This window comes from Ectobacillus polymachus (assembly GCF_048159605.1).
GTDB lineage: Bacteria > Bacillota > Bacilli > Bacillales > Bacillaceae_G > Ectobacillus > Ectobacillus polymachus.
In genome coordinates, this window is sequence record NZ_JBLREB010000001.1 from 1,670,565 (window position 1) to 1,696,903 (window position 26,339).

Here is a 26,339-nt window from a genome sequence, read left to right on the forward strand (position 1 = left end):
TAAAACAAGAAAAGAAGGGTTTTATGTGAAGCTTAGATTCACAGGTAGATTTGAAGGGTATTCATGGCAAAAATTTAAAAAGGATATCGTTGCCGGCATCATTGTAGGTGTAATCGCAATTCCATTAGGTATGTCCTTTGCAATTGCCTCAGGAGTGAAGCCAGAATATGGAATCTATACAACGTGTATAGCTGGGATTATTATTTCTCTATTAGGGGGCTCTAAATATCAAATTGGCGGTCCAACGGGCGCCTTTATCCCTATCCTAATAGGAATTGTCCTTACGTATGGTTATGAAAATTTATTAATCGCCGGCATGTTAGCAGGTATTCTCTTATGCCTGATGGGATTATTTAAGTTAGGTTCACTTATTACATTTATTCCACGCCCTGTTACAATTGGATTTACATCTGGAATTGCAGTCACTATCTTTGTAGGGCAAATTGCAAATTTTTTAGGACTTATTGGTATACAAAAGCATGAATCATTTTTGGCAAATCTCAACGAAATTTTTATTCATATTTATACTACCAATTTATACAGCATTCTAACCGCAATCATATGCCTACTCCTTATTCTGCTAACACCAAAAATGCTTCCAAAGGTCCCTGGACCATTAATTGGTTTACTTGTCTCAAGTATATTTGCAAGCTTACTTTACCCTGAGCATATTCAGACAATAGGAACAGCTTATGGGGAGATATCAAATTCTCTTCCTCATTTTCATTTTCCTACTATCACATGGGATAGTATACAAAAATTAATTGGACCTGCCTTTGTTATTGCAATGCTAGGAGGAATTGAATCCCTCTTAACCGCAGTCGTTGCAGACGGCATGACAAACAGCAAACACAATAGTAATCGAGAACTAATAGGACAAGGAATTGCAAATATTATTACCCCATTATTTGGAGGGATTCCCGCTACAGGAGCTATGGCTAGAACTGCAACAAATATTAAAAGCGGCGCTGCTTCACCGATGTCGGGTATAATTCATGGAATATTTGTGCTGTTAATCTTGCTTTTATTTGCTCCTTATGCTTCTCATATCCCGCTCGCAAGTACAGCACCTATATTAATGGTTGTTGCATGGAATATGAGTGAACGACATCATTTTGCTCATATACTCAAAATGAAATCAGGCGATTCTCTTATTTTGCTTGTTACCTTCTTCCTAACCATTTTTACAAGTTTAACGACAGCTGTAGAAATTGGTCTCATTCTAGCTGCGCTCTTGTTTGCAAAACAAATGAGTGAAATCATGAATATTACGAAGGTATTGCCTGACCATAGCAGCAAACAAGAAAAAGTAATGTCTCATGTCGTGAAGGACACTCATAATTGTCCACAAATTAGTATATATACGATTGAAGGACCATTGTTTTTTGGAGCCGCTCAAACATTTGAACAATCGATAATGGAAACAATTCATTACAAGCCGCATGTTTTGATACTACGAATGAGTCAAGTACCATTTATGGACTCCACAGGGGAAGCGTATTTTAGAAATATGATTCATCATTTTCAAAGTCATGGAGGTACTATTTTCATTGCTGGAATAACACCGAAAGTAATGGAAGTTCTAAAACAAAACGGTTTATATGAAGAAATTGGAGAAACACACTTCTTCGAACATACAGGAGAAGCAATTACATCCTCTCTTAAACAGATAGACAAACATACATGTATAGGATGTAAGCATTTTGCCTTTCACGAATGTACACAGCTTTCGAATTCTAGCAAACAAGAACAGATGCCAATAGCAACCAATTAATATTGAAAAAACAAAAAACCTACACGAATGTAGGTTTTTGTTTTTTTATAAATATTCATCTTCTCGAAAGCCAAGATCACGAAGCTGAGATAGCTTATTACGCCAATCCTTTTCTACTTTTACCCAAAGCTCTAGAAAGACCTTCGAACCTAGCAGCATTTCAATATCAAGTCGTGCACGCTTTCCGATTTCCTTTAGCATGCTACCCTGTTTGCCTATTATAATTCCTTTTTGAGAAGGACGTTCTACAATGATTGTGGCATTAATATAAACTGCACCACCATCACGCTTTTCAATCGCATCAATGAAAACAGCAACGGAGTGAGGTACTTCTTCACGGGTTAGATGGAGCACTTTTTCCCGTACTAGTTCAGCCATAATAAATCGTTCTGGGTGATCTGTCACTTGATTTTCCGGATAGTACTGTGGTCCAGCTGGTAAGTACTTTTTAATCACGGCAATTAACGTTTCAATATTATTTCCTTGTAATGCTGAAATTGGGACGACTTCCGCAAAATCATATAAAGTACGATATTGATCGATTAAGAGCATAAGGTCATTTGGATGAATGGTATCGATTTTATTTACGACTAGAAATACAGGACGCTTTGTCGATTTTAGTTTTTCAATAATAAACTCGTCACCACGGCCAAGTCCCTCTTCTGCATTAATCATAAATAATACAATATCCACTTCTTTTAATGTATTCTCTGCCATCTTAATCATGAAATCGCCGAGTTTATGTTTTGGTTTATGTATACCCGGTGTATCAATAAAAATAATTTGCGCATCTTCTTGTGTAAAAACACCTTGTATTTTGTTTCGCGTTGTTTGTGGTTTATCACTCATAATCGCGATTTTTTGTCCAATGGTCCGGTTTAGAAAAGTTGATTTCCCTACATTTGGTCTACCAATAATACTAACAAAACCTGATTTATATTCTTTATTCATATAATGCCTCCGATGTAAATGTCTTCAGGTAGTAACTGCTTGACTGTTGTTTCCTGTACGTCCCCGTTCACATTTGCTAAATAGACTTTCCTATCTGGTTTACAAAATTCTGTGATTTCCACCCCCCTATATGTTAAAACATATAGGGAAGAAATATCATACATCCGATTACTGCTGCAATGCAAGAAAAAAGAAAAACGGCACCCGCAGCAATATCTTTCGCTTGTTTGGCAAGTTCTCGATACTCATTTGTTACTAAATCTACTGTTTTTTCAATGGCAGTGTTCATCATTTCCAAGGCAATGACTCCACCCATCGTAAGAAATAATATAAGCCATTCTTGCTTTTGGATATGATAGAAACATCCACATGCAATGACAACGATACTAGCAAGAACATGAATTCTCATATTTCTCTCGCTACGTATGCTGCTTAGCACGCCATGAATGGCATGCTGAAAGCTTTTCAGTAAGCTCGGATTCTTCATCGATGTAATCCAAACTCATCTAAAATTTCTTTTTGCTTGCCAAACATAATCTTCTCATCTTCTTCGGTCATATGATCATAGCCAAGTAAATGTAAAAAGCCATGGACAGATAAAAATCCGAGTTCTCGCTTAAAAGAATGCCCATATTCCTCTGCTTGTTCCTTCGTTCTTGGAATGCTAATCATAATATCTCCTAACATTCGAGGCATATCCGCACCTACTAGCTCTTCCTCTCCTTCACCCAAATCCTCGATTGCAAATGATATGACATCCGTAGGCTGATTCTTTCCTCTATACTGAGCATTCAATTCTTGAATTCTCTCATTGGTAACGAAGGTAATCGACATTTCCGCCTCTTGTACCTTCTCCTTCTTTGCAGCTAACTCCAACAATTGCTGAATCATAGTTGTATCGCTTTCAGCTACTTCATTCGTTTCATCAAAAAAATCAATATGCATACTCATTTTATTTATTCTCCTCTGTTACATCAGGATATTTAATACGGGAATGAAAGATACCGTTTAACGTTTCCTGTAATGTCTTCTCTATAATTTCTAACTCACGAAATGTTAAATCACAATCACTAAATTGGCCATCTTGTAAACGATCCTGAATGATTCCTTTAACAAACTGTTGGATTTGTTCCTTTGTAGGCGCCTGCAAGGAACGGACGGCCGCTTCTACACTGTCTGCAATTCCTACAATTGCAGATTCTTTGGATGTCGCTTTCGGGCCAGGATAGCGAAACATATTTTCATCGTATGCATCTTTATCTATTTGTACTGCTTTATAGTAGAAATATTTTAGTAATGTTGTACCGTGATGCTGTGCTGCAATATCAATAACCTCTTTTGGCATTTTATTTTCCTCTAGCAATTTAACTCCATTTGAAACATGAGCGAAAATAATATCCCGACTAAGCTCTGGCTTAAGTTTATTATGCGGATTTTCTAACCCCATTTGATTTTCAATAAAAAAATGAGGATGCATGGTTTTGCCAATGTCATGATAATAGGCACCAACGCGAGCTAATAATCCGTTTGCACCAACGGCTTCACAAGCTGCCTCTGCTAAATTCGCAACCATAATACTATGATGATAAGTTCCTGGTGTCTCAAGTAAAATTTTTCGAAGTAATGTATGATTAGGGCTGCCAAGCTCCATCAATCTTATCGTTGATACAATTCCAAGTCCGCCTTCTAAATACGGCAAAATTCCCATAGCTAAAATAGAGGAAATAATTCCTGAAGCAGCGGCAATCATAAGATGAATACTAATTTCAAACATTGAAAATTGTCCGTTTCGTAATAAATACAACGAACCTAATATAACCACATTAAACATAGAAATAAATAAACCTGCCTGCAAAATCATGCTTCTTCGATTTTTTTCATGAAGAAAAACACTCACAGAAAGAGCGCTGAGTAACATATACAGACCGATGGAATAATTAAATGTATTCGTTACGCCTTCATTAAACATAATGCTTCCACAGATAGATAGAATAACGCTCGTTAGTAAAACGAAACGATCCCCTATCATAAGCTTTACTAGCATCGTTCCCATTGCTACGGGAACAATATACCCCATTCCTGTATATTCTACCTTCTGAAACAAACTGATGGCCTTCATCAGAAGCAACGTTATCGATAAAATAATCGTATACGCTAATACATAGGGGATTTCATCTCGCTTCTTCTTTAAAAACATATCGAATTGTCGATAGACAAAATAAATAAGAATAACAATTAGAATACCCAAACCAATAAATGGCTGTAATGGATTTTTGTTATCTACTAAGCCCACGAGCTTAAGCTGATCGTAAACCTCCCGTGTAATGGTATCCCCTTCCTTTACAAGAACTTGCCCTTGTAAAATATAAACGGGTGCAACGGCGTCCATTTCCATCTGCTTTCTTTCTTTTGTTGTACCTGGATCATAAAAATAATTCGGAACAATCGCGTATTGACCGAGGGCAATAAGCGAATCTTTCAACCTATCAGGAACGTTTGCGAAACGAAGCTCATTCGTTATTTGTTCCTTTGCTTGATCTACTTCATTAATTTTGATGTTATTACTCATTAAATTATTTACAGCCGTAACGGTCGATTCCCGGCCTACTGTAAGCTGATCTTGCGATGCTTCCAATAACGGAAGCAATTTTTGATCTGTAATTTCCTTTGTTAGATCATCCGGCAACTTTTTCTTCAGCTTGTCTAATTTATCAGTAGTCGACATCGGGCTTGGAGGCTGTCCTTGCGGCATAGGTGCATTTTTCGTTTCATCTTCTATTTCTTTTACCGCATCGAAGACAGAATTTACAATGTCAATTCGATTCTGCTTATATTCACTACGATAGGTGTATTGATCTTCAACTTTCTGTGCTGCCTCATGCTTCTTTTTTTCTGTTGTCGCTTTATCCTCAATTGTAATAGGAGAATGAATCGTATTTTTAGCAATGGAAAGTAGCTTTATATCAAGTTCGTCAGGCTTTACATTACTTGCTAAGGTTGCAAATAATATAATACCTAAAAGAATGTATAGCATTGGTAACGTCATTTTCGAACAAAAAAGCTGTCTAAACCGCCGAAAGATCTTACCTGAACTAGACATGTTACAATACTGGCTCCTCTCCAACATAATATCTACTGTAACTTTAAGAGAACATTACCTTTCATTTTATCATATAAGATTTATGTTCGAAATGCTAAACCCCTCTATTTCTTCGTATATTAGGTAGAGGATCCTCAACAAAAAAAGAGATGACTCAAAGTCATCTCGCTTACGAGTCATTCTCACTCGGCATTCTCATATGCAGCAATAATCCGTTGTACAATTGGATGGCGTACTACATCTGATTGTTCAAGTTCAACGAAGGAAATGCCATCTACACCTATAAGAATACTTTTTGCAATAGTAAGCCCTGATTTCACACCGCGAGGTAAATCCACCTGAGATGGATCTCCGGTAATAACCATTTTCGAGCCAAAACCAAGGCGCGTTAGAAACATTTTCATTTGTGCGCCAGTTGTATTTTGCGCTTCATCTAAAATGACATAGGAATCATCCAGTGTACGACCGCGCATATAGGCAAGTGGTGCGATTTCAATCGTTCCTCGTTCAATCATACGCTGCGTATGATCCTGTCCGAGTACATCATGAAGAGCATCATATAGAGGTCGTAGGTATGGATCCACCTTTTCCTTTAAATCCCCTGGTAAGAAGCCGAGACTTTCTCCTGCTTCCACTGCTGGTCTAGTTAAAATAATCCGTTTCACTCGATTCGCTTTCAATGCTTGAACTGCCATTACTACAGCTAAATACGTTTTGCCTGTTCCGGCAGGCCCAATTCCGAAAACGAGATCATTTCTTTTCATTGCATGAATGTACTGCCGTTGTCCCATTGTTTTAACATGGATTGGCTTACCCTTTGCATTCTTTATAAGTTCTTCTTCATACAATTCTTCAAAATGTTCTAGCCTTCCAACATGACCGAGCCCAATTGCATATGCTATATCTCGTTCCGAAATGGAAACACCCTTTCGAATGACAGCAAGTAAGCGCTGTAAAAGTTCTTCAACTAGCTTTACAGCTGCTTCAGAACCAGACACTTGCATGGTTTCTCCGCGTGTGACAATTGATACGTGAAGCTCACGTTCAATGAGCTTTAAATTTGCATCTTGTACACCAAAGAGTGCAGCTGCTTCATTATGATTTTCCACTTGTTGCTTCATTTCAATTAGTTGTTCGGCCATTACTCAATCTCCTTGAATATTGGATTCCGTTATCGGTTCGGTTGCGACAATATTTTCAATCGCTTTAAAATATAGTGATAACTTTAATGTACCATTCTCAACTATCTTGTGCAAAACTTTTTCACTAAGAATCGAGGAATTTTCATCCAATTTTTTCTTTACATCTTCACGTGCCATAGCAATCCCAGCATCAATTGCTTGTTTCTCTGTATATTCTCTTGTTGCCGCTTCTTCCTCTCGAATCGTTACTTTTTCATAACTAACAGGCAAGGTCCAAGCAAAAAAATGAACATGGTATTTATACACTTCTTCTTTATATTGCTTGTACGTATTTTTTTCAAATCCCCACAACGGCATACGAACATTACCTAAGATAAGATAATGCTTACGAAGAAATTGTCCTGTAAATACTTGAAACGTTGTTTTTATTGGTACTTCAACCTGTGATTCATACCACGTTTCACCTAGTACAACACCTTTCGCTGGAACTTGTACAGGGCTATCCTCTTTCCCATATGTACCCGTAACAAGAAGCTGTCCTTTTTCTACGCGGTCATTCACAGCAACCAGTGGCTTTCCTTCTTCTATAAAGATTTTCGTAATGACGGCTTCTTTTTTTGCTACTAAATTTCGCGGAGCAAGCGTATCTTCCTTTTTCGGCTCATTTTTCTCTACTACTTGAAATTGATAGGAGGTTCCCTTTTGCTCTACTCCAATCCATGTAACCGAGTTTACATTATTCGTAAGGGTTCTTTGAATTGTTTCAATATCAGGTAGCTGAAATTGCAGCTTTCCCCGCTTTATACCCATTTTTTCTAATTCCTTTATCAGTAAATATTCTGTATCTGGCTTTGCACCCTTAATCTCAATTGTCCAAACCATATTTGAAAGCAGAAAGATAAGAGAGAGGCAAAGTACAAATCCTATCGCAAAACCGCTATTACGAAGCAAGCGTTTTTGCCAAAACGGTAGTCCATAACGGCCGAGAAAAAACACCTTACAAGGATGCTTACGAACAATAAATCTAAGACGTTTAACATCTACAATAGACATATATAAGGTAATATGTTCTTCCCCTAGCTTCTTCACATTCCATATCTTAATATTTTTTCGAACACAATCGTTTAATAAACGTTCTATTCCTTTCCCTCGCAGTGATACCTTCACATATCCAAAGAAAAAAACGATCCAATGGTTCTTCATATGTCTCCCCCATTATTCATCTAGAAATAAAACTTGTTCAACCATACCTTCAAGCAACATTTCTTCTGGGAGTATTGTCTTGATGACAAAGGAATTACCTTTAATTAATAATTGACCTTTTTTAAGCAATAAGCGTACCTCCTTATCCGAAAATAAAAGTAGTCCTCTATGATTTTCTATATAAATATGAATTTGTCCAATTAACGTAATACGTGGTAAATCCATCAATACATCGGCAGGTAGGTCCATCTGCTTTGTAAGCCATTCCTTTACTTGATGCAGCTTCTTCATAATAAAAGACCCCCCTTTCATCTCATATGTATGAAAAGAGAGCCCTTGCTAGCACAGAAAAAGAAAAAAGCATAAAAAAAGACGTCTACATAGACGTCCTTTTTTATGCTAAAAGCTGTGAAACAAGTTTATTAACTAATGAGCCGTCAGCTTTTCCCTTTACATTAGGAATAACTTTACCCATTACTTTTCCCATATCAGCTTTAGAAGTTGTTGCTCCTACATCAGCAATTGCTTGCTTAATAATCGCAGTTAATTCATCTTCACTTAATTGTTCTGGAAGATATACCTCTAAAACTTTTATTTCGTCTTTCACTTTATCCACAAGGTCTTCACGACCAGCTTTTTCAAATTCAAGGAGGGAGTCTTTCCGCTGCTTCAGTTCACGAGTTAAGACGGTAAGCTCTTGCTCTTCCGTTAATTCTTGTTTGAGCTTAATCTCCTCGTATTTTAAAGAAGACTTAACCATACGGATCACAGTAAGTCGATCCTTTTCTTTACTCTTCATCGCTTGCTTCATATCTTGATTTAAACGATCGAGAAGACTCATATTAACACCCTCTCTTAAAATTTACGCTTTCTAGCTGCTTCGGATTTCTTCTTGCGTCTTACGCTTGGCTTTTCGTAAAATTCGCGTTTTCTTGCATCCGCAAGTGTTCCAGATTTAGAAACTGTGCGTTTAAAACGACGAAGTGCATCCTCTAAAGACTCGTTTTTACGAACGACTGTTTTAGACATTATTATTTCCCTCCCTCCGAAACATCCACTTACAACTACTCTACGTCATGCGAAATAAACCACTTCTTCAGCATGTCTTTAACGATTATAATACATTTTTATTAACTCGGTCAACTGAAATAGAAAGAAAACTCTTCCATTGAATCAATAGGACGCAAAAAAAACATAGTTTTTCTTAATTTGACGAAATAAATCGGATATTAATACGATGATGAGGACGTCCCTTTTTTGTTTCGCTCAGGCACTTGCAGAATTTGATTCATTCTTTGATACAGGTTCATCTAATACGCGAACGAACGTTGCTTCATTATATGGATAACCAGCTTTCGTTATTTTAACTCGAACAAGCTTACCAATTAACTCATCTGGGCCTTCCATGTGTACCTTTAAGTAGTTATCCGTATAACCGACAAGCATTTTCTCTTCATTGTGTTCTTCCGGTATAATTTCAAGCACTTCATCTTCAAACTGCGAAGCATATTGCTTTGCTAATTGATCAGACAATGATATGAGTCGATGTACACGATCGTTTTTCACTTCTTCTGGAATTTGATCTTCCATTCTAGCTGCAGGTGTCCCTGTTCGCTGAGAGTACGGAAATACATGTAGCTCAGAAAATTGATTATTCTTAATAAAATTATATGTTTCCATAAATTCTTCTTCTGTTTCCCCTGGGAAACCTACAATCACATCTGATGTAATAGCAAGACCAGGAAATACTTCCTTTAAACGATCGATACGTTCTTTAAAAAACTCCATCGTATATTTACGTCTCATTCGTTTTAGAACAGTATTACTACCCGATTGAAGAGGAATGTGCAGGTGACGCACCACAACATTAGAATTGCGAAGTGCATGAATCACCTCATCAGTAATTTGACTCGCTTCAATAGATGAAATACGAAGCCGTTTTAACCCTTTTACTTCCGCTTCCATATCGCGAAGGAGCATGGCTAAATTATAATTTTTCATATCTTCGCCATATCCACCTGTGTGAATACCTGTAAGCACAATTTCTTTATAGCCAGCATCCACCAGCTGCTGTGCTTGCATAATCACTTCTTTTGGATCACGAGAACGCATAAGTCCACGTGCCCAAGGAATAATACAAAACGTACAAAAATTATTGCAGCCTTCTTGAATTTTAAGAGATGCACGCGTACGATCTGTAAAATAAGGAACGTCCATTTCTTCATAGACACGTGCTTTCATAATGTTATGAACACCATTAATAGGCTTTCGCTCTGCTTTATACTGCTCAATATACGAAAGCATCTTATGGCGATCTTGCGTACCTATAACAATATCTACTCCAGGAATAGCCATAACCTCAGCTGGAGAAGTTTGTGCATAACATCCGGTTACACAAATAACAGCATCGGGGTTTTGACGAACAGCACGCCGGATAACCTGTCTGCTTTTTTTATCTCCCGTATTTGTTACCGTACAAGTATTAATTACATACACATCTGCTTGATGATCAAAATCTGTTCGTTCATAGCCATTTTCTTTAAACAGCTGCCATATGGCTTCTGTTTCATAATGATTTACTTTACAGCCTAATGTATGAAAAGCAACTAAAGACATACTATCACCTCGTTAATTCAAAATGATACGAAACAGCAGACAAGGAATATAATGGAGCTGTTTCCGTTCGTAATATTCTTGGACCTAAGCCACATGAAATAAATCCATTTTCAATCAATTGCTGTACCTCTTCTTCCGTTAAACCACCTTCTGGACCGAAGACGATAAGCAAGCTCTGGCCCTGCTTTAAACTATCTAATGCTTTGGCAAAGTTTGATTTTTCTCCTTGCTTCGCATCTTCTTCATAAGCAACGATGCAAACATCATATTTTTTACTAAAAGAAAGGAGCTGATGAAAAGATACTGGTTCATATACTGAAGGAATTGTAGCTCGGTGGGATTGCTCAGCAGCTTCTTTTACAATTTTAACCCATCTTTCAAGTTTTTTTTCGCCTTTTTTCGTATCCCATTTCACTATCGAACGAGACGCTATAAATGGTAAAAAAGCGGATGCACCTAGCTCGGTTCCTTTTTGAAACACGAGTTCAAGTTTATCCCCCTTTGGTAGTCCACTTGCAATTGTAACTCGAATAGGAAGCTCCTTCTTTTCTTCTATCCATTGTACAACAGTTGCCTTCACGCTTGTATTGGTAATTTCAGATATGGTACAAAGAGCAGTGTTCCCACCTGTACAACAGTATAGATGATCTCCTACTCCCATACGCATAACCCGAAGAATATGGTGCGCATCATCACAGTCAATGAAGAATGTCTCATCTTCTATATGGTTTACAAAATAACGTTGCATGGTATCACCCTACTTAGTAGCTGTCTTATCAATCATATAGTATCATGCATAATTCGCTCTAGCATGCAAATTTGGAGAGGTTTGCTTGCACAGAGTCTAAATTTTTATACTCTATCTAATAAGGAAAGGGGGAAGAATCCCCCTTTACAGAAAATTTCATTTACATGTGTCATCATTTCGAATGATTTCTTGCAATAATTGCTACCCAATCTTCTTGATGAAGTACTTCTTCAATTACAAACCCAACACGTTCTAAGGCTGCTCTCACTTCATGTTCTTTTGATTGAATAATCCCAGAAGTAATAAAGATTCCGTTTGCTTTTACAACCTTTGCCGCGTCACTTACGAATAATAGAATGATTTCGGCTAATAGATTCGCAACAATTACATCTACAGGACCTTCAACACCATGTAGTAGATTGTTCTCTGCTACCGTTACAATACTTTCTGTACTGTTTCGCATTACATTTGCCTTTGCACTTTCTACTGCCACGATGTCTAAATCGTAGGCATGCACAGATGCTGCATTTAATTTAGCTGCAGCAATGCTTAGTATACCTGAACCAGTTCCAACGTCAATGACATGATCACCAGGTTGTAACGTTTTTTCAAGTGCTACTATACACATAGAGGTCGTTGGATGTGTACCTGTACCAAACGCCATGCCAGGATCCAATTCAATAATATGTTCATCTGTAGCAGGAGTGTATTCCTCCCAACTAGGAACAATAGTAAACGTGTTCGAAACCTTAACAGGATGATAATATTGTTTCCAGGAAGTAGCCCAGTCTTCTTCATTTACTTCTTTAATACATACTTCTTTGTGCCCTAAAGGAATATCAAGCAATGCCAGCTTCTCAATTTCTATGTTTACCTGTTCAAGCGTCTCTTCTAGCTGCTCACTTTCTGGAAAATAAGCCTTTAATGTAACACCTTCAGTAGGATAATCATCAGGATTCAACTCATAAATTTCACCAAATTGTTGTTCTCGTTGTTTCGTTAAATCTGCTACATCTTCAATGGATACACCGCTTGCTCCTGCTTCGTGCAGTATATTCGAAATCGGTTCAACAGCGAATTCAGTTGTATGGATGCTATATTCAAACCATCTCATATTTTCTACAACTCCTACTCGTTTCTTATGCTACCCTTTAATCGCTCTTTTCAGCTTAGCGAACAAGCTATCATCTTTTAAATGTTCATGGCTGTCATTAGCAAGGTCTGCTAACAATTCTTTTTGCTTAGCTGTTAGTTTTGTAGGAGTAATTACACGTACTATTACATATTGATCACCATGTCCATAGCCTCTTACGTTAGGAGCACCTTTCCCTTTTAGACGAAACTCTGTTCCCGTTTGTGTTCCAGCAGGTATTTTTAGTTTCACCTTTGAATTTACAGTTGGTACTTCTACTTCATCACCAAGTGCTGCTTGTGTAAAGGTAAGTGGCATTTCACAAATGATATCATCACCATTGCGTTCAAAGAATTCATGCGGACGTACGCGAATTACAACATATAAATCACCTGCTGGACCACCGTTAAACCCTGGCTCGCCTTTTCCAGAAACACGAATTTGTTGACCATCATCGATTCCAGCTGGAACTTTAACATGAATTTTTTTACGTTTATTAACTTTCCCTTTACCATGACACGTTGTACATTTTTCTTTAATCATTTGACCCGTTCCTCCGCAGTAGGAACACGCACGTCGATTTACAATACGCCCAAATGGGGTATTTTGTTCTACACTGACTTGACCGGTACCGTTACAATGTGAACATGTTTCTTTTTTCGTTCCTGGTTTTGCACCAGAACCTTTACATGTGTCACAATTTTCTTCACTAGAAATTTCAATATCCATTTCTTTCCCAAAAATTGCTTCTTCAAAATTTAGCGTCATTGAATATTGTAAATCTGCTCCTTGACGAGGGGCATTTGGATCACGTCTTCTTCCACCGCCGCCAAAAAATGTGCTAAAGATATCTTCAAAGCCGAAGCCGCCACCTTCAAAACCTTCAAAACCGCCGCCACCAAAGCCTTGGTTCGGACCTGCGTGACCAAATTGATCGTACGAAGCACGTTTTGTGTCATCACTTAGTACTTCATAGGCTTCTTGGACTTCTTTAAATTTCTCCGTTGCATCTGCCTCTGTACTAACGTCTGGATGATATTTCTTCGCTAAACGTCGATATGCTTTTTTTATCTCATCTTTAGAAGCTGTTTTGCTTACGCCTAACACTTCATAATAGTCTCTTTTACTCATAGCTCAACCTCCCGACTCCTTCCACATAGAGGTAATTGTAACATTGCAAGAAAGACCTTTGCAACTATGTTTACTACTCTCAGGTCCCACATGTTGTTAATAGAAAAAAAGTCAAAGCCAAGGCATACTTGACTTTGACTTTTTCATAGCACGATGTATTATTTATCGTCTTTTACTTCTTCGTAATCTGCATCTACAACATTGTCTTTTTTCGCTTCTGCACCTTCTGCTTGACCAGTTTGACCGGCTTGCGCAGCTTGCTGTGCTTGTTCATACAATTTAACAGTTAACTGTTGTACAAGTTCATTCAAAGCATCTTTCTTAGCACGGATGTCTTCCATCTCGTTTTTCTCAAGAGCAGCCTTTAATGCATCCTTCGCTTCATTTGCCTTTGCAAGTTCAGCTGCGTCAACTTTTCCTTCTAGGTCTTTTGCTAGCTTTTCTGTTTGGAATACTAGTTGATCTGCTTCATTACGTAGATCTACTTCTTCTTTCTTTTTCTTATCTGAATCAGCATTTGCTTCTGCTTCTTTCACCATACGATCAACTTCTTCATCAGAAAGACCTGAAGATGATTGAATCGTAATCGCTTGTTCTTTATTCGTTCCTAAATCTTTTGCACGTACATTTACGATACCATTTGCATCAATATCAAATGTAACTTCGATTTGTGGAATACCACGTGGTGCTGGTGGAATGTCAGATAATTGGAAACGTCCTAATGTTTTATTATCTGTTGCCATCGGGCGTTCACCTTGAAGTACATGAATGTCTACTGCTGTTTGATTGTCTGCAGCTGTAGAGAATACTTGTGATTTGCTCGTTGGAATTGTTGTATTGCGTTCAATTAACTTCGTGAACACACTGCCCATTGTTTCAATACCAAGTGAAAGTGGTGTTACGTCTAATAATAATACGCCCTTTACATCACCTGTTAATACACCGCCTTGAATAGCAGCACCTAGTGCAACTACTTCATCTGGGTTTACTCCCTTAAATGGTTCTTTTCCTGTTTCACGCTTAATAGCTTCTTGTACAGCAGGAATACGAGTAGATCCACCGACTAGAATAACTTTGTCAAGTTCTGCTGCAGAAAGGCCGGCATCGCGAAGAGCACGACGTGTAGGTTCTAATGTTCTTTCTACTAGCTGGGAAGTAAGCTCTTCAAATTTCGCACGTGTTAATGTTACTTCAAGGTGAAGAGGACCTGCTGCTCCAGCTGAAATAAACGGTAATGAAATTTGTGTAGATGTTACACCAGAAAGGTCTTTTTTCGCCTTTTCAGCTGCATCCTTTAATCTTTGTAATGCCATTTTATCTTTAGAAAGGTCAACGCTGTTTTCTTTCTTAAATTGTTCTACTAAATAGTCAATAACCACTTGGTCAAAGTCATCACCGCCAAGACGATTATCACCCGCTGTTGCAATTACTTCAAATGTGCCTTCAGCAAGTTCAAGAATAGATACGTCAAATGTACCGCCACCAAGGTCATATACAAGAATCTTTTGTTCTGTATCTTGTTTATCTAAACCATATGCAAGTGCTGCAGCTGTAGGTTCGTTAATAATACGTTCTACTTCTAATCCAGCAATACGTCCAGCATCTTTTGTTGCTTGGCGTTGTGCATCATTAAAGTATGCAGGAACGGTAATAACAGCCTTAGTTACTGTCTCACCTAAATATTCTTCTGCTGTAGCCTTTAGATTTTGTAGAATGATTGCTGAAATTTCTTGTGGTGTAAATTGTTTTCCTTCTACTTCTACCTTGTAATCAGTACCCATATGACGTTTGATAGAAATAATGGTATTTGGGTTTGTAATAGCTTGACGCTTTGCAACTTCCCCAACTTGACGTTCTTCATTTTTAAATGCAACTACTGAAGGAGTTGTACGATTTCCTTCTGGATTTGCTATAACTTTAGGTTCTCCGCCTTCCATTACAGCCACACAAGAGTTTGTTGTACCTAAGTCAATCCCAATAATTTTACTCACGGCGAAACCTCCTAATTTATGTAAAGCTATTGATTTACTTTTACCATTGAAGGTCGAATCACACGATCCTTCAATTTATATCCTTTTTGAAATTCTTCTACTACTATATTTGATTCTACATCTGCTTCTTCAACCTGCATAACCGCTTGATGCAAATTCGGATCAAATGGCTTTCCTACAGCATCAATTCCTTCTACTCCTTCTTTCGTTAGAGCTTCTACAAGTTGACGATATACCATTTCCATTCCTTGTATAAGTGATTTTGATTGCTCATCGTTTACTTCAAGTTTCATTGCTCGTTCGAAGTTATCAAGAGCAGGTAAAATATCGGAAACGATATTTTGTGATCGATATTTTTCTGCAGCCTGTCGATCAATCTGAACTCTACGACGATAGTTGTCAAAATCAGCCTGTAAACGTAGCATACGATTGTCTGTTTCTGATAACTTCGTTTCTAGTTCAGTAATTTTTTCTTGTAACTGCTCTTCTACTGATAATTCAGCTTCTGTTACTTGTTCTTCCTCCGCCGAAACCTCTTGCTCTGCGAAAGCTTCTTCTTTTACTTGCTCATTACGTTCTTCCAAACAATTCACCTCCCTTAAATGAAGTCTTAATTGTGCCTTAATCCTTGCTTTGATTCAACCTTACAAATACAGTTGATAATTGTGAAGAGAAAAGTTCTAAAATGCTAATAACCCTCGAATAATTCATTCGAGTTGGTCCTAGTATTGCAAAGGTACCTAGCAATTCATCATCAAATGAATACGCGGCTGTAATGAGACTGCAATCTTCTATAGCAGATGATTTATTCTCATGACCGATTTTCACTTGTATTCCCATCTTTTTATTTCGCAGCAATTGATAAAATTCTTGTTCATGCTCAATCATATTTAACAGTGACCGAACTTTATTAATGTCATTAAACTCTGGCTGCGTCAATATATTTGTTTTCCCACCGAAATATATCTTCTCTGAAATAGGAAATGTCAATGTTCCATCCAACAGCTTCATTGCTTGATCAAAATTCTGGACATGTTGACGTAAAACATATGAAATTTCTTGATGCAACTTATAATGCACATCAGAAATCAGAGTTCCCGCTAATTTTTCATTTAAAATGTTAACCATTTTTTCTAAATCATTCATATGCATAGAAGCTGGAATAGTAATTGTTCTACTTTGAACATGACCCGAATCGGTTACAATAATTGCAACAGCAGATTCATTGCCAAGTGGAATGATCTGTACACGTTTCAATTTATTTTCTGTAACCTTAGGACCGAGAACAATAGCTGTGTAATTCGTTAAATCCGAAAGAATTTGCGCTGACTGCTGGGCGATACTTTCCATTTCAAGCATCTTTTCGTCAAATAAGTTCCTAACTTGAGCAATTTCATCATATGGTAAATGCTGCGGAGCTAAAAGATGATCAACATAAAACCGATATCCTTTTTCCGAAGGAACTCTTCCTGATGAACTATGAGTTTTCTCAATATACCCAAGTTCCTCCAAGTCCGCCATATCATTTCGAATCGTCGCCGAACTAAAAGTAATCTCTTTCTTCTTCGACAATGTACGAGAGCCTACCGGCTGCGCAGAATGAATGAAATCGTCGATGATAATTTGCAACACTAAAAGCTGACGTTCTGAAAGCATCTATTATCACCTCTGTTAGCACTCTTAACCTTTGAGTGCTAAATCTATTATTAAAGTACCAAACTATGCATGTTCTTGTCAATGTAAAACCCTTGTTTATCCAAGAAGAAATGATTGAAACACTTCATTCCCTAATAGTGTGCCCAATTTTGTTAACCTGACGCTATTATCTGTTTCTTCCAAGTATCCACGAAGCTTATTCTGCTGAATTTGTTCCTTAAACTGTTCCTGCATACTAACTTGAAATTTCCGAAAAAATGTATCCTTATTTACCCCAGCGGTTTTACGAAGTCCTAAAAACATTTCTTCCTCCATTTGTTCTTGCTTCGTCACCTGATGAACTTCATGATAGGGAAATCCAGTTTTGTCAATCATCATAAAGTAGTGCTTGAGAGGTCCTGCATTCTGAATACGCTGACCAGACACATAGCTATGAGCGCCTGCACCAAATCCATAATAACTTTCATTATTCCAATACGTAGTATTATGTCTACTTTCATAGCCGGTTTTTGCAAAGTTACTTATTTCATACTGATGATAACCGCCTCGTTCCATTTCTTGCATGATATACTCATACATACTTGCTTCACTATCTTCACTTGGAAGCTGCAGCTTTCCACGTTTCATTAGATTATAAAATACAGTCTTCGGCTCCACTATTAATGAGTAGGCTGACATATGCGAAAGCCCGAGCGTTAAAGCAGTACGCATCGTTTCCTTAACATCATGCATCGATTGACCTGGCAAAGCATAAATAAAATCACCACTCACATTTTCAAATCCTATTGTTTTTGCTTCCTCAAGCGCTTGTATTGCTTCACACTTCGTATGCGTCCGGCCAATTTTTTTCAAAAGATCATCTTGAAAGCTTTGAATACCAAAGCTAAGACGGTTCACACCTCCATCTAAGAGGAGTTCCAGCTTTTCCTTTGGCAAGTCACCTGGGTTTGCTTCAAACGTGTATTCGCAATTTGAGCTGCGTGGTTTCAAATTCTGCTCAATAATAGTAAGAAGTTTTTCCGTTTGCTGCATCGAGAGCGCCGTAGGAGTTCCACCACCAACAAAAATGGTATCTAACTGTTCAATTGGCATGCGCTGCAAGGTATGCTTCATCTCTTTTTCTAGGTAGTCCAAATACTGATCAACAGGCTGCTTGTGAAGTAATACTTTATTAAAGTCACAATAGTGACAAATATGCTGACAAAATGGAATGTGAATATAAGCTGCTCGTATCAAAGCATACCCCCCTTTCTAATCCTTTATTGCAAATATGGACCGCCACACGAAATCCTGGTTCATACAAGATTTTTGCGTGGCGGTCCATGTCATAAGCATATTCCTTACCTTTTTTGCTCTCTTCTATTTCGAATCATCCATACGAAGAACTGCCATGAATGCCTCTTGTGGTACTTCAACAGAGCCTATCGTCTTCATACGCTTTTTCCCCTCTTTTTGTTTCTCAAGGAGCTTGCGCTTACGGGAAATGTCACCACCGTAGCATTTTGCTAATACATTTTTCCGCATCGCTTTAATCGTTGATCTTGCAATAATTTTCATTCCAACAGCGGCTTGTATAGGTACTTCAAACTGCTGCTTTGGAATGAGTTCCTTTAATTTTTCCACAATAATTTTTCCACGTTCATAGGCTGAATCCCTATGAACAATAATAGATAGTGCATCAACGTTTTCATTATTTAAAAGAATATCCATTTTCATAAGTTTAGAAGGTTTATAGCCAATAAGCTCATAATCGAATGAAGCATACCCTCTCGTACTAGACTTCAATTGATCAAAGAAATCATATACAATTTCGGAAAGTGGAATTTCATACGTAAGCGCAACACGAGTTTCATCTAAATATTGCATGTCAATAAAGTTTCCACGTTTTCCTTGACAAATTTCCATAACAGCACCGACGAAATCGTTTGGAACCATGATTGTCGCTTTTACATAAGGCTCTTCAATACGATCGATGCTTTGCGGATCTGGCATATTTGATGGATTATCGACAGCAATTTCTTGACCGGCTGTTGTATATACTTTATAAATTACACTTGGTGCTGTTGTAATTAAATCAATTTTAAATTCCCGTTCAATACGTTCTTGGACAATTTCCATGTGTAGTAAACCTAAAAATCCACATCGAAAACCGAATCCCAGTGCCTGTGACGTTTCCGGTTCAAATTGTAAGGAAGCATCATTTAGTTGTAATTTTTCAAGTGCTTCACGTAAATCATTATATCTGGCCGTATCAATCGGATACATACCGCAAAATACCATTGGATTCATTTTACGATAGCCTATTAACGGTTCAGCTGCAGGGCGATCACTAATCGTAATCGTATCACCAACCTGTGTATCACCAACATTTTTAATGGATGCAGTTAAAAACCCTACATCTCCTACCATGAGTTCATTACGTAATACCGGCTTTGGCGTAAACACACCAACTTCGAGTACTTCAAACTCTTTCCCAGTAGCCATCATACGAACTTTATCGCCGACTTTTACCGTTCCATTCACAACTCGAATATAGGCAATTACTCCTCGGTATGCATCGTACAAGGAATCAAAAATCAAAGCCTGAAGCGGTGCCTCTGAATCTCCTGATGGTGCAGGAACTTTTTCAACAATTTGCTCTAGAATCTCCTCGATTCCTATACCAGCCTTAGCAGAAGCTAAAACCGCTTCTGATGCATCCAGCCCAATTACATCCTCAATTTCCTGACGTACTCGTTCAGGATCTGCACTTGGCAAGTCTATTTTATTAATAACGGGCAGTATTTCTAGGTTGTTATCAATAGCAAGATAAACATTCGCTAATGTTTGAGCCTCAATTCCTTGCGCTGCATCTACGACAAGAATGGCACCTTCGCATGCTGCTAAGCTACGAGATACTTCATACGTAAAGTCAACATGTCCTGGGGTATCAATCAAATGCATAATATACGTTTCCCCATCTTTTGCTTTATACTGAATCTCAACGGCATTTAATTTTATGGTAATCCCACGCTCACGTTCTAAATCCATTGAGTCTAGTAGCTGCTCTTTCATTTCACGTTGTGACAAGGCTTCTGTCTTTTCCAATATTCGATCTGCCAATGTTGACTTCCCATGATCGATATGGGCAATAATCGAAAAGTTACGAATACGTGACTGTCGATTTTCTCTTTCTTCTTTATTCATACGTTCTCACTCCTACTAGTATCACAAGGCATACACTAGCTTTGATTATATCAATACACTACATAAGATTCAATGAAAATTGCCCTGACACACCGTTACAGCATTTCTTATCATTTTTTTAGCAATTTTTAAGGAGGCTTCAAATGATTCTAGAGCTAGAATGTATATTCTCCCGCTAATGAGTAAACATTCCCGTATTATCTTGATCAATGTTGTTATGAAGTGCAGCATTTAAACCGCTTGCCAATACGTTCGCCATATTTTCAATAAATGTATCCACTTCTTTCGGCGTGACCATTAAGTTATGCCCTAACGGAGAGAGTACCTCATAAATGAGTTTTCGTTTTTCGTCTTCGGGAAGTGTACCTACAATACCCAAAAACATATTACGTCTAATATCATCAGGCATATCCTCTTCGGTCAGCTTCTTTTTTTCTCCAAATGAAAATCCTGCAGGAAGTAAGGAACGCGATGGCTTGTCTCCTTCTTTTAACTCCCGTCCAAAATGCTTTAAAATATAATCGATAGTGTCACTTGTAATACTAACGGCATCCACAACAGTGGGTACGCCAATTGAAATAACGGGTATGCCTAGTAGTTCTTTGCTAAGTTCTTTTCGTTTATTTCCGATTCCTGCCCCAGGATGAATACCTGTATCAGACATTTGAATCGTACTATTCACTCTATCAATAGAACGCGATGCCAAAGCATCAATTGCGATAATAAAATCTGGCTTCGTTTTTTCTACCACTCCATATATGATGTCACTTGTTTCAATCCCAGTAGTACCCATAACCCCTGGACAAAGAGCACTTACTGGACGAAATCCCTTCTCAACTTGTTCAGGTTGCAATTGAAACAGATGGCGAGTTACTAAAATATTTTCAATTACAGATGGACCAAGGGCATCCGGGGTTACATTCCAATTACCTAGCCCCACAATAAGACAGCTCGCATCTTGAGAAATTCCAATACTCTTTAAAAAGCTTGAAAATTCTTGTGCAAAAATTCGTTCAACCTTTTGCTGCAAATCCGTATCCTGCTCACGAATTCCTTGTATTTCCAATGTAATATAATTTCCTGGCTTCTTTCCCATCCGCTCGGAAGCTTGCTCTTCAATTACAACGCTTGTAATCTTCACGCCATCCTCCTCACGCTCACGTACATGAACACCCGAAATAGTAGATTCATTTCTCTCCTCCTGAAGCAACTCACGCGCCTCAACAGCTAAATCCGTTCGAACAGAATAATATTGCAAATCTAATGGCTTCATCGTAACTTCCTCCTGTTCATCAAATATCCATTAGCATAACCAAAACATAAAAAATCATTCACTCAAAAAATAAACCTAGTTCAGGCTGCTGAAAGGAAAATAAACGATTTTTTGCAACTATTGTTCTAAAAATCATGCCTCTTTATCAAAATGATGCTACCTCTCTATTGCAATTAACGCTTTCGTTTGATAAAATATTTTTTGTTCTATGTAAGTATCGAGTTAACTCGAGGTTGCTTCCGGGAGGTGAAGGAATATGGCAAACATTAAATCTGCTATCAAACGCGCTAGCTTAAATGAAGAGCGTCGTGCACATAACGCTTCTATCAAATCTGAAATGCGTTCTGCAGTAAAGACTGCTGAATCTTTACTTGAAAATAAGGATGTTGAAAATGCAACATCAGCATTATTAGTTGCTGGTAAGAAGCTTGACAAAGCTGCTACAAAAGGTTTAATTCACAAAAATGCTGCTGCTCGTAAGAAATCACGTCTTGCACAACGACTTAACAGCATTAACGCGTAACAACAAAACGATCCAAATGGGTCGTTTTTTTTTGTGTTACATTTCGTTAAGCTCAGCGCATATATACGTAATTAAAAAAACGCCTAGCAGCAATTTGCTAGGGCGATCTATTTCATCCTCTGTGCTATAAATTAGACTACAATGTTCGTTAAACGCATGATAAAAAACTCCAAAATTAATCGCTTTTCCATTTTTCCTGATTTCATATCATAATCAGCGGTCGCTATATCATCAATAATTTGTTTTAGCTCTTCAAACGAAAAATAGCCTGACTGCTGCATAGCTAATTTTACCCGGTAAGGATGCACACCTAGGTGAGACGCAATTTGATTTTGTACATAGCCACGTTGCTGCAGTTCTTTTACTTGGTATAAAAGCCGAAATTGTCCCGCTAACAAAGCCAGAATCTTAATAGGTTCTTCCTGCTTGATAAGCAATTCATGTAAAATTCTCATCGCTTCTGATATATTTCTGTTTACAACTTTTTCAACGAGAGTAAATACATTTTGCTCTATCGATTTAGGAACAAGTTGATGAATATGTTCACGCATAATCGTTCCAGAGTCACCAACATATACACATAGCTTTTTCATTTCTTGTGAAAGAGCCATGACATTACTCCCAACAAGTTCAAGCAAAACATCAACCGCATCATTTTCTATCGTTGCTTCCCCGGCCTGTTCAATAATCCATTTTCGTACATCCTGTATTTGCAGAGGATTCGCTTCGATGACCTCCGCATGCTTTTTTAATTGTTTTGTAATTTTTTTTCGTTCATCTAACTTTTCAAATGGGGCAACAAATACAAGGATGGAAAAGGGAGATGGCTCCTCTATATAGGTTTGTAATACGTGAACATTTTGTTCGAGCTTTTCTTTTTGAGATGTTAAAAAATAGGGAGATTTCACTACAATGACCTTTCGTTCTCCCATAAAAGGTAATGTTCTTGCATCCTCCACAACATCCTCCAAATAAGCTTCTTCTAGATCATATGTTATAACATTCCACTCTCTGTCTTCTTCCTTAAGTGCTTCATTAATAAGTATGTGCAATGTCTCATTCATAAAATAGGCTTCTGTTCCATATAATAGATATATGGACGCAAATTGCTTTTGCTTTAATTTTTTATGTAACGTATTCATTTTGTTTCTCCTCACCAATCATATATATCCATAGTAAGGGCAGTTTCTTTCTTTTACAAGCAGAAGGGCAGGCAAGCAGCTGTCCCGCCCTTATTTTATATAAAACGTCAGCTCGCATGCCCTAGGATTCATGCAGATTGACGGGAAACCTAACCCTAGTATTTGCACAAACAACACCGTCATGAATGTAGGTTACTTACACATATAGGATTTTATATATAAAATGTATATTTTTTCTACTTTGCATTATATACTGTAGATAGTTGGGAGGGATACAGGGTGAATGAGTTTGAGGAAAATGTACAATGCAAACGAAATGATGCAGTAGATTCAGGGGTTGGTTTTATCGTGTCCTTTGGATTTTTTGCTACTCTGTTTATTATCGCAACTATAATTAAGGGAATCGGCTTCTAGACTACCAAGTATGGTAGTCTTTTTTTAGTTAGATATTCTTTATTCCTTCATTCCATCATATGGCACCATACTTCGAAATGTTCCCATGTCTCCTTTAAATGTGAAGGTAATTGCTCCTTCTTCATCAGTACGCCAAATCGTTATGTTATGCTTATTTAGTCTATCAAGCACTTCCTTATGAGGATGACCGTATCGATTTTTCTGCCCTACAGAAATAATAGCAGTAGTTGGCTGCAGCATTTGAACAAAAGCCTCTGAGGTAGATGATTTGCTACCATGATGCCCTACTTTTAATACATTCACATGTAAACCCGGATAACGATCCATTATTTGTTTTTCTCCCTCTTCTTCCAAATCACCTGTAAACAGCCATTGTAGCCCTCCAAGCTTTGTATAAAGAACGATTGATTGGTTATTGTCCTTCGTTTCATCACCAGTCGGCGATAGGATTGTAAATGTCGCGACGCCGTCATCATTCCACGTATATCCATCTTGTATTTCACGTACCCTCACATTCTTTTCTCTTGCCAAATGAATGATTTCCTCTTCTTGTATGGAAGGACTCTTTTTTTTGCCCACCATCAATTCACCAATTGCAATACCATTTAAAATTTCATTTGCAGCCCCAATGTGATCGACATCGCCATGCGTTAAAATAAGCTTGTCAATTTTTTTAATACCAAGATGATACAAATAGGGAAGAACTACGTTTTCTCCCACGGAGTATGTTCGTTTTCTCTTTTGCCATTCTTCTTTAGGAAAGGATATCATTCCACCAGTATCAATGAGATAGGTTGCTTTATTATAGGGGAGACGAATTAAAATTGACTCCCCCTGACCTACATCAATAAAGGTAACGAGTCCATTTGGATTTAAATACGGTGATATATAATGAAAGCTGGCAATTAAAACGACACACACAATACTATGCGTAAAATAAGATCTCCCTATTTTCCCTTCCCAAGCTAAAAATAAAAACAAAATACATATGCTATACAAACAGGTTAACCATACAGAAGAATGTCCGAATGTTAGCTGTAAGAAAGGCAAGCTATTACACCATTTTAGTAAATCATTGGAAATAGAAATACACCATACTAACAAAGTTGTAAAAAAAGGAACAGAAGGAATAAGAAACGATACGATAAGGACCAAAAGGGCAAGCGGCATAATAACAAATGTAAGGTACGGCACATATATCAAATTAAGTAACAGACTGTAAGGAGACAAACGGCCGAAATAATGGAGAGTAATTGGTATAGAGGAAAGCTGTGCAGCAAGGGCGAGATTCCACGCTGCTTTGATAGGGTTCCCAGTAAGAATGACCCGCGTTGATAACAACAGGATAGCAGTTGAAAGAAAAGAATACTGAAACCCAATATCAAACAATACATAAGGATTCCAAATTACCATCGTGATTGCGGTTAAACTAAGCGCATCCATTCCAGATAGACGCTTAGAAAAAAGTAAACACGTGAAGACAAAAACGGCCATAATAGAAGCCCGCACAACTGAGGCGGAAGCACCAGCCATAAACATATACAATGGGACGACGAGAAGGAGTAAAACTGTAGCCGTTTCTCTAGTAAACCCTACTCGCAGCATAACAAACAGACACATCACGGCTAGAAAGCTAATATGAGAGCCAGATATGGCAAGCAAATGAATCAGACCTAGCTGCTGATATTGATCTTCTATTTCACTAGACAACTGCTCACGGTCACCATAAAGAAGGGCATTCATAAAGCCAACTGCCTCCAGTGGAAAGGTAGCTTGTACATAGCTTATGGCAGATTGGCGAATGGTATATAACCAATGGATGAAACTTACTTGTTCCTTATGGCAGGAGTCGAGGGAAGAAGCACGAAACACGTGATGAATACGCTGATGATACAAATACTCCCGGTAGTTAAACGCACCCTCATTTCGCATGGCAGAGGGCTCTTCCAATTTACCTGAAAAGGAACAAGTTGTTCCTGGTTGCAGATGTGTCCATGTTTCCTTCTCTTCCCTTGAAGAAAATACATACGTTAATCGAAGCATCTCACCTTGCTCTGTCTTCACAAAAAGGAACATCCTATCACCGTCTATTTGCGGAGAAACTTCTACCGTGCCGATAAACTGAGAAAAAGATGGAGACAGATGGGTAATATTATTTTTTTCAACAAAACTCATGTACAAATAGGAAGAGAAAAAAACCACCAGACAGAGAATCCATATTCGTTTCGATAGCATGACAAACGCGAATATGCAATAAGTCAAATCAGCAACAATACTCAGAAATGCAAAATGAAAATGTGCTGACGTAATCGCTAACATGACAGATATTGCAACATACCCCCACTGTCCTCGCAATT

24 protein-coding genes are annotated in these 26,339 nt (G+C 37.9%); 3 read left to right on the forward strand and 21 right to left on the reverse strand.

The window, feature by feature from the left end; genetic code table 11:
• The first annotated feature begins 25 nt into the window (after positions 1–25).
• Positions 26–1,774 (forward strand): SulP family inorganic anion transporter, encoded by a 1,749-nt coding sequence (locus ACM5BR_RS08595; RefSeq protein ID WP_416827262.1) that lies wholly within the window; start codon positions 26–28, stop codon positions 1,772–1,774.
• A gap of 45 nt (positions 1,775–1,819) precedes the next feature.
• On the opposite strand, the gene era is transcribed toward ACM5BR_RS08595, so the two are convergent.
• The 19 genes from era to gpr form a co-directional block, all read right to left on the reverse strand.
• Complete coding sequence (gene era, locus ACM5BR_RS08600) at positions 1,820–2,725, reverse strand: GTPase Era (protein ID WP_416827263.1); 906 nt, start codon at positions 2,723–2,725, stop codon at positions 1,820–1,822.
• A gap of 133 nt (positions 2,726–2,858) precedes the next feature.
• Positions 2,859–3,212: a diacylglycerol kinase family protein gene (locus tag ACM5BR_RS08605; protein ID WP_416827265.1), complete on the reverse strand. Its 354-nt coding sequence runs from the start codon at positions 3,210–3,212 to the stop codon at positions 2,859–2,861.
• The gene (gene ybeY / locus ACM5BR_RS08610) at positions 3,209–3,676 is read right to left on the reverse strand and encodes an rRNA maturation RNase YbeY (RefSeq protein ID WP_416827267.1); all 468 of its coding nucleotides are present in this window, start codon (positions 3,674–3,676) and stop codon (positions 3,209–3,211) included. The genes ACM5BR_RS08605 and ybeY overlap by 4 nt, the downstream gene beginning before the upstream one ends.
• Position 3,677: 1 nt before the next feature.
• Positions 3,678–5,825 carry an HD family phosphohydrolase gene (locus ACM5BR_RS08615; RefSeq protein ID WP_416827269.1) on the reverse strand — a complete coding sequence of 716 codons (2,148 nt, stop codon included), beginning with the start codon at positions 5,823–5,825 and terminating at the stop codon, positions 3,678–3,680.
• 182 nt (positions 5,826–6,007) lie between these two features.
• Positions 6,008–6,967, reverse strand: a complete 960-nt coding sequence (locus tag ACM5BR_RS08620) for a PhoH family protein (RefSeq protein ID WP_416827271.1) — start codon at positions 6,965–6,967, stop codon at positions 6,008–6,010.
• 3 nt (positions 6,968–6,970) lie between these two features.
• A complete protein-coding gene (gene yqfD / locus ACM5BR_RS08625) occupies positions 6,971–8,170 on the reverse strand; it encodes a sporulation protein YqfD (RefSeq protein WP_416827273.1) in 1,200 nt (399 codons plus the stop codon).
• Between the two features lie 12 nt (positions 8,171–8,182).
• On the reverse strand, positions 8,183–8,461 hold the full coding sequence (gene yqfC, locus ACM5BR_RS08630; RefSeq protein WP_416827274.1) for a sporulation protein YqfC: 279 nt from the start codon (positions 8,459–8,461) through the stop codon (positions 8,183–8,185).
• A 103-nt stretch (positions 8,462–8,564) separates the two neighbouring features.
• Entirely contained in the window at positions 8,565–9,011 is a 447-nt protein-coding gene (locus ACM5BR_RS08635; protein ID WP_416827275.1) for a GatB/YqeY domain-containing protein, read from the reverse strand.
• A 14-nt stretch (positions 9,012–9,025) separates the two neighbouring features.
• A complete protein-coding gene (gene rpsU, locus ACM5BR_RS08640) occupies positions 9,026–9,199 on the reverse strand; it encodes a 30S ribosomal protein S21 (RefSeq protein WP_379966151.1) in 174 nt (57 codons plus the stop codon).
• A gap of 237 nt (positions 9,200–9,436) precedes the next feature.
• A complete protein-coding gene (gene mtaB, locus ACM5BR_RS08645) occupies positions 9,437–10,786 on the reverse strand; it encodes a tRNA (N(6)-L-threonylcarbamoyladenosine(37)-C(2))-methylthiotransferase MtaB (protein WP_416827277.1) in 1,350 nt (449 codons plus the stop codon).
• A 4-nt stretch (positions 10,787–10,790) separates the two neighbouring features.
• On the reverse strand, positions 10,791–11,534 hold the full coding sequence (locus ACM5BR_RS08650; RefSeq protein WP_416827279.1) for a 16S rRNA (uracil(1498)-N(3))-methyltransferase: 744 nt from the start codon (positions 11,532–11,534) through the stop codon (positions 10,791–10,793).
• Between the two features lie 172 nt (positions 11,535–11,706).
• The gene (gene prmA, locus ACM5BR_RS08655) at positions 11,707–12,648 is read right to left on the reverse strand and encodes a 50S ribosomal protein L11 methyltransferase (RefSeq protein WP_416827281.1); all 942 of its coding nucleotides are present in this window, start codon (positions 12,646–12,648) and stop codon (positions 11,707–11,709) included.
• 30 nt (positions 12,649–12,678) lie between these two features.
• A complete protein-coding gene (gene dnaJ / locus ACM5BR_RS08660) occupies positions 12,679–13,797 on the reverse strand; it encodes a molecular chaperone DnaJ (RefSeq protein WP_416827283.1) in 1,119 nt (372 codons plus the stop codon).
• 158 nt (positions 13,798–13,955) lie between these two features.
• A complete protein-coding gene (dnaK, locus tag ACM5BR_RS08665; protein ID WP_416827285.1) occupies positions 13,956–15,788 on the reverse strand; it encodes a molecular chaperone DnaK in 1,833 nt (610 codons plus the stop codon).
• 26 nt (positions 15,789–15,814) lie between these two features.
• The gene (grpE, locus tag ACM5BR_RS08670; protein WP_416827286.1) at positions 15,815–16,372 is read right to left on the reverse strand and encodes a nucleotide exchange factor GrpE; all 558 of its coding nucleotides are present in this window, start codon (positions 16,370–16,372) and stop codon (positions 15,815–15,817) included.
• A 37-nt stretch (positions 16,373–16,409) separates the two neighbouring features.
• A complete protein-coding gene (hrcA, locus tag ACM5BR_RS08675) occupies positions 16,410–17,444 on the reverse strand; it encodes a heat-inducible transcriptional repressor HrcA (protein WP_416827288.1) in 1,035 nt (344 codons plus the stop codon).
• A 96-nt stretch (positions 17,445–17,540) separates the two neighbouring features.
• Positions 17,541–18,680, reverse strand: coding sequence for a radical SAM family heme chaperone HemW (hemW, locus tag ACM5BR_RS08680; RefSeq protein ID WP_416827290.1), 1,140 nt, complete (start codon positions 18,678–18,680; stop codon positions 17,541–17,543).
• A 123-nt stretch (positions 18,681–18,803) separates the two neighbouring features.
• Positions 18,804–20,630, reverse strand: coding sequence for a translation elongation factor 4 (lepA, locus tag ACM5BR_RS08685; RefSeq protein ID WP_416827292.1), 1,827 nt, complete (start codon positions 20,628–20,630; stop codon positions 18,804–18,806).
• Between the two features lie 175 nt (positions 20,631–20,805).
• Positions 20,806–21,903, reverse strand: a complete 1,098-nt coding sequence (gpr, locus tag ACM5BR_RS08690) for a GPR endopeptidase (protein ID WP_416827294.1) — start codon at positions 21,901–21,903, stop codon at positions 20,806–20,808.
• 256 nt (positions 21,904–22,159) lie between these two features.
• Here gpr and rpsT point away from each other — a divergent pair, with 256 nt between their 5' ends.
• Positions 22,160–22,426 carry a 30S ribosomal protein S20 gene (gene rpsT, locus ACM5BR_RS08695; RefSeq protein WP_416827296.1) on the forward strand — a complete coding sequence of 89 codons (267 nt, stop codon included), beginning with the start codon at positions 22,160–22,162 and terminating at the stop codon, positions 22,424–22,426.
• A 131-nt stretch (positions 22,427–22,557) separates the two neighbouring features.
• Here rpsT and holA read toward each other — a convergent pair whose 3' ends face one another.
• A complete protein-coding gene (holA, locus tag ACM5BR_RS08700; RefSeq protein ID WP_416827298.1) occupies positions 22,558–23,568 on the reverse strand; it encodes a DNA polymerase III subunit delta in 1,011 nt (336 codons plus the stop codon).
• 279 nt (positions 23,569–23,847) lie between these two features.
• Between holA and ACM5BR_RS08705 the strand changes: the two genes are divergently transcribed.
• The gene (locus tag ACM5BR_RS08705; RefSeq protein WP_416827300.1) at positions 23,848–23,982 is read left to right on the forward strand and encodes a YqzM family protein; all 135 of its coding nucleotides are present in this window, start codon (positions 23,848–23,850) and stop codon (positions 23,980–23,982) included.
• Positions 23,983–24,021: 39 nt separating this feature from the next.
• Here ACM5BR_RS08705 and ACM5BR_RS08710 read toward each other — a convergent pair whose 3' ends face one another.
• On the reverse strand, positions 24,022–26,337 hold the full coding sequence (locus ACM5BR_RS08710; protein ID WP_416827302.1) for a DNA internalization-related competence protein ComEC/Rec2: 2,316 nt from the start codon (positions 26,335–26,337) through the stop codon (positions 24,022–24,024).
• Between the last annotated feature and the right edge of the window lie 2 nt (positions 26,338–26,339).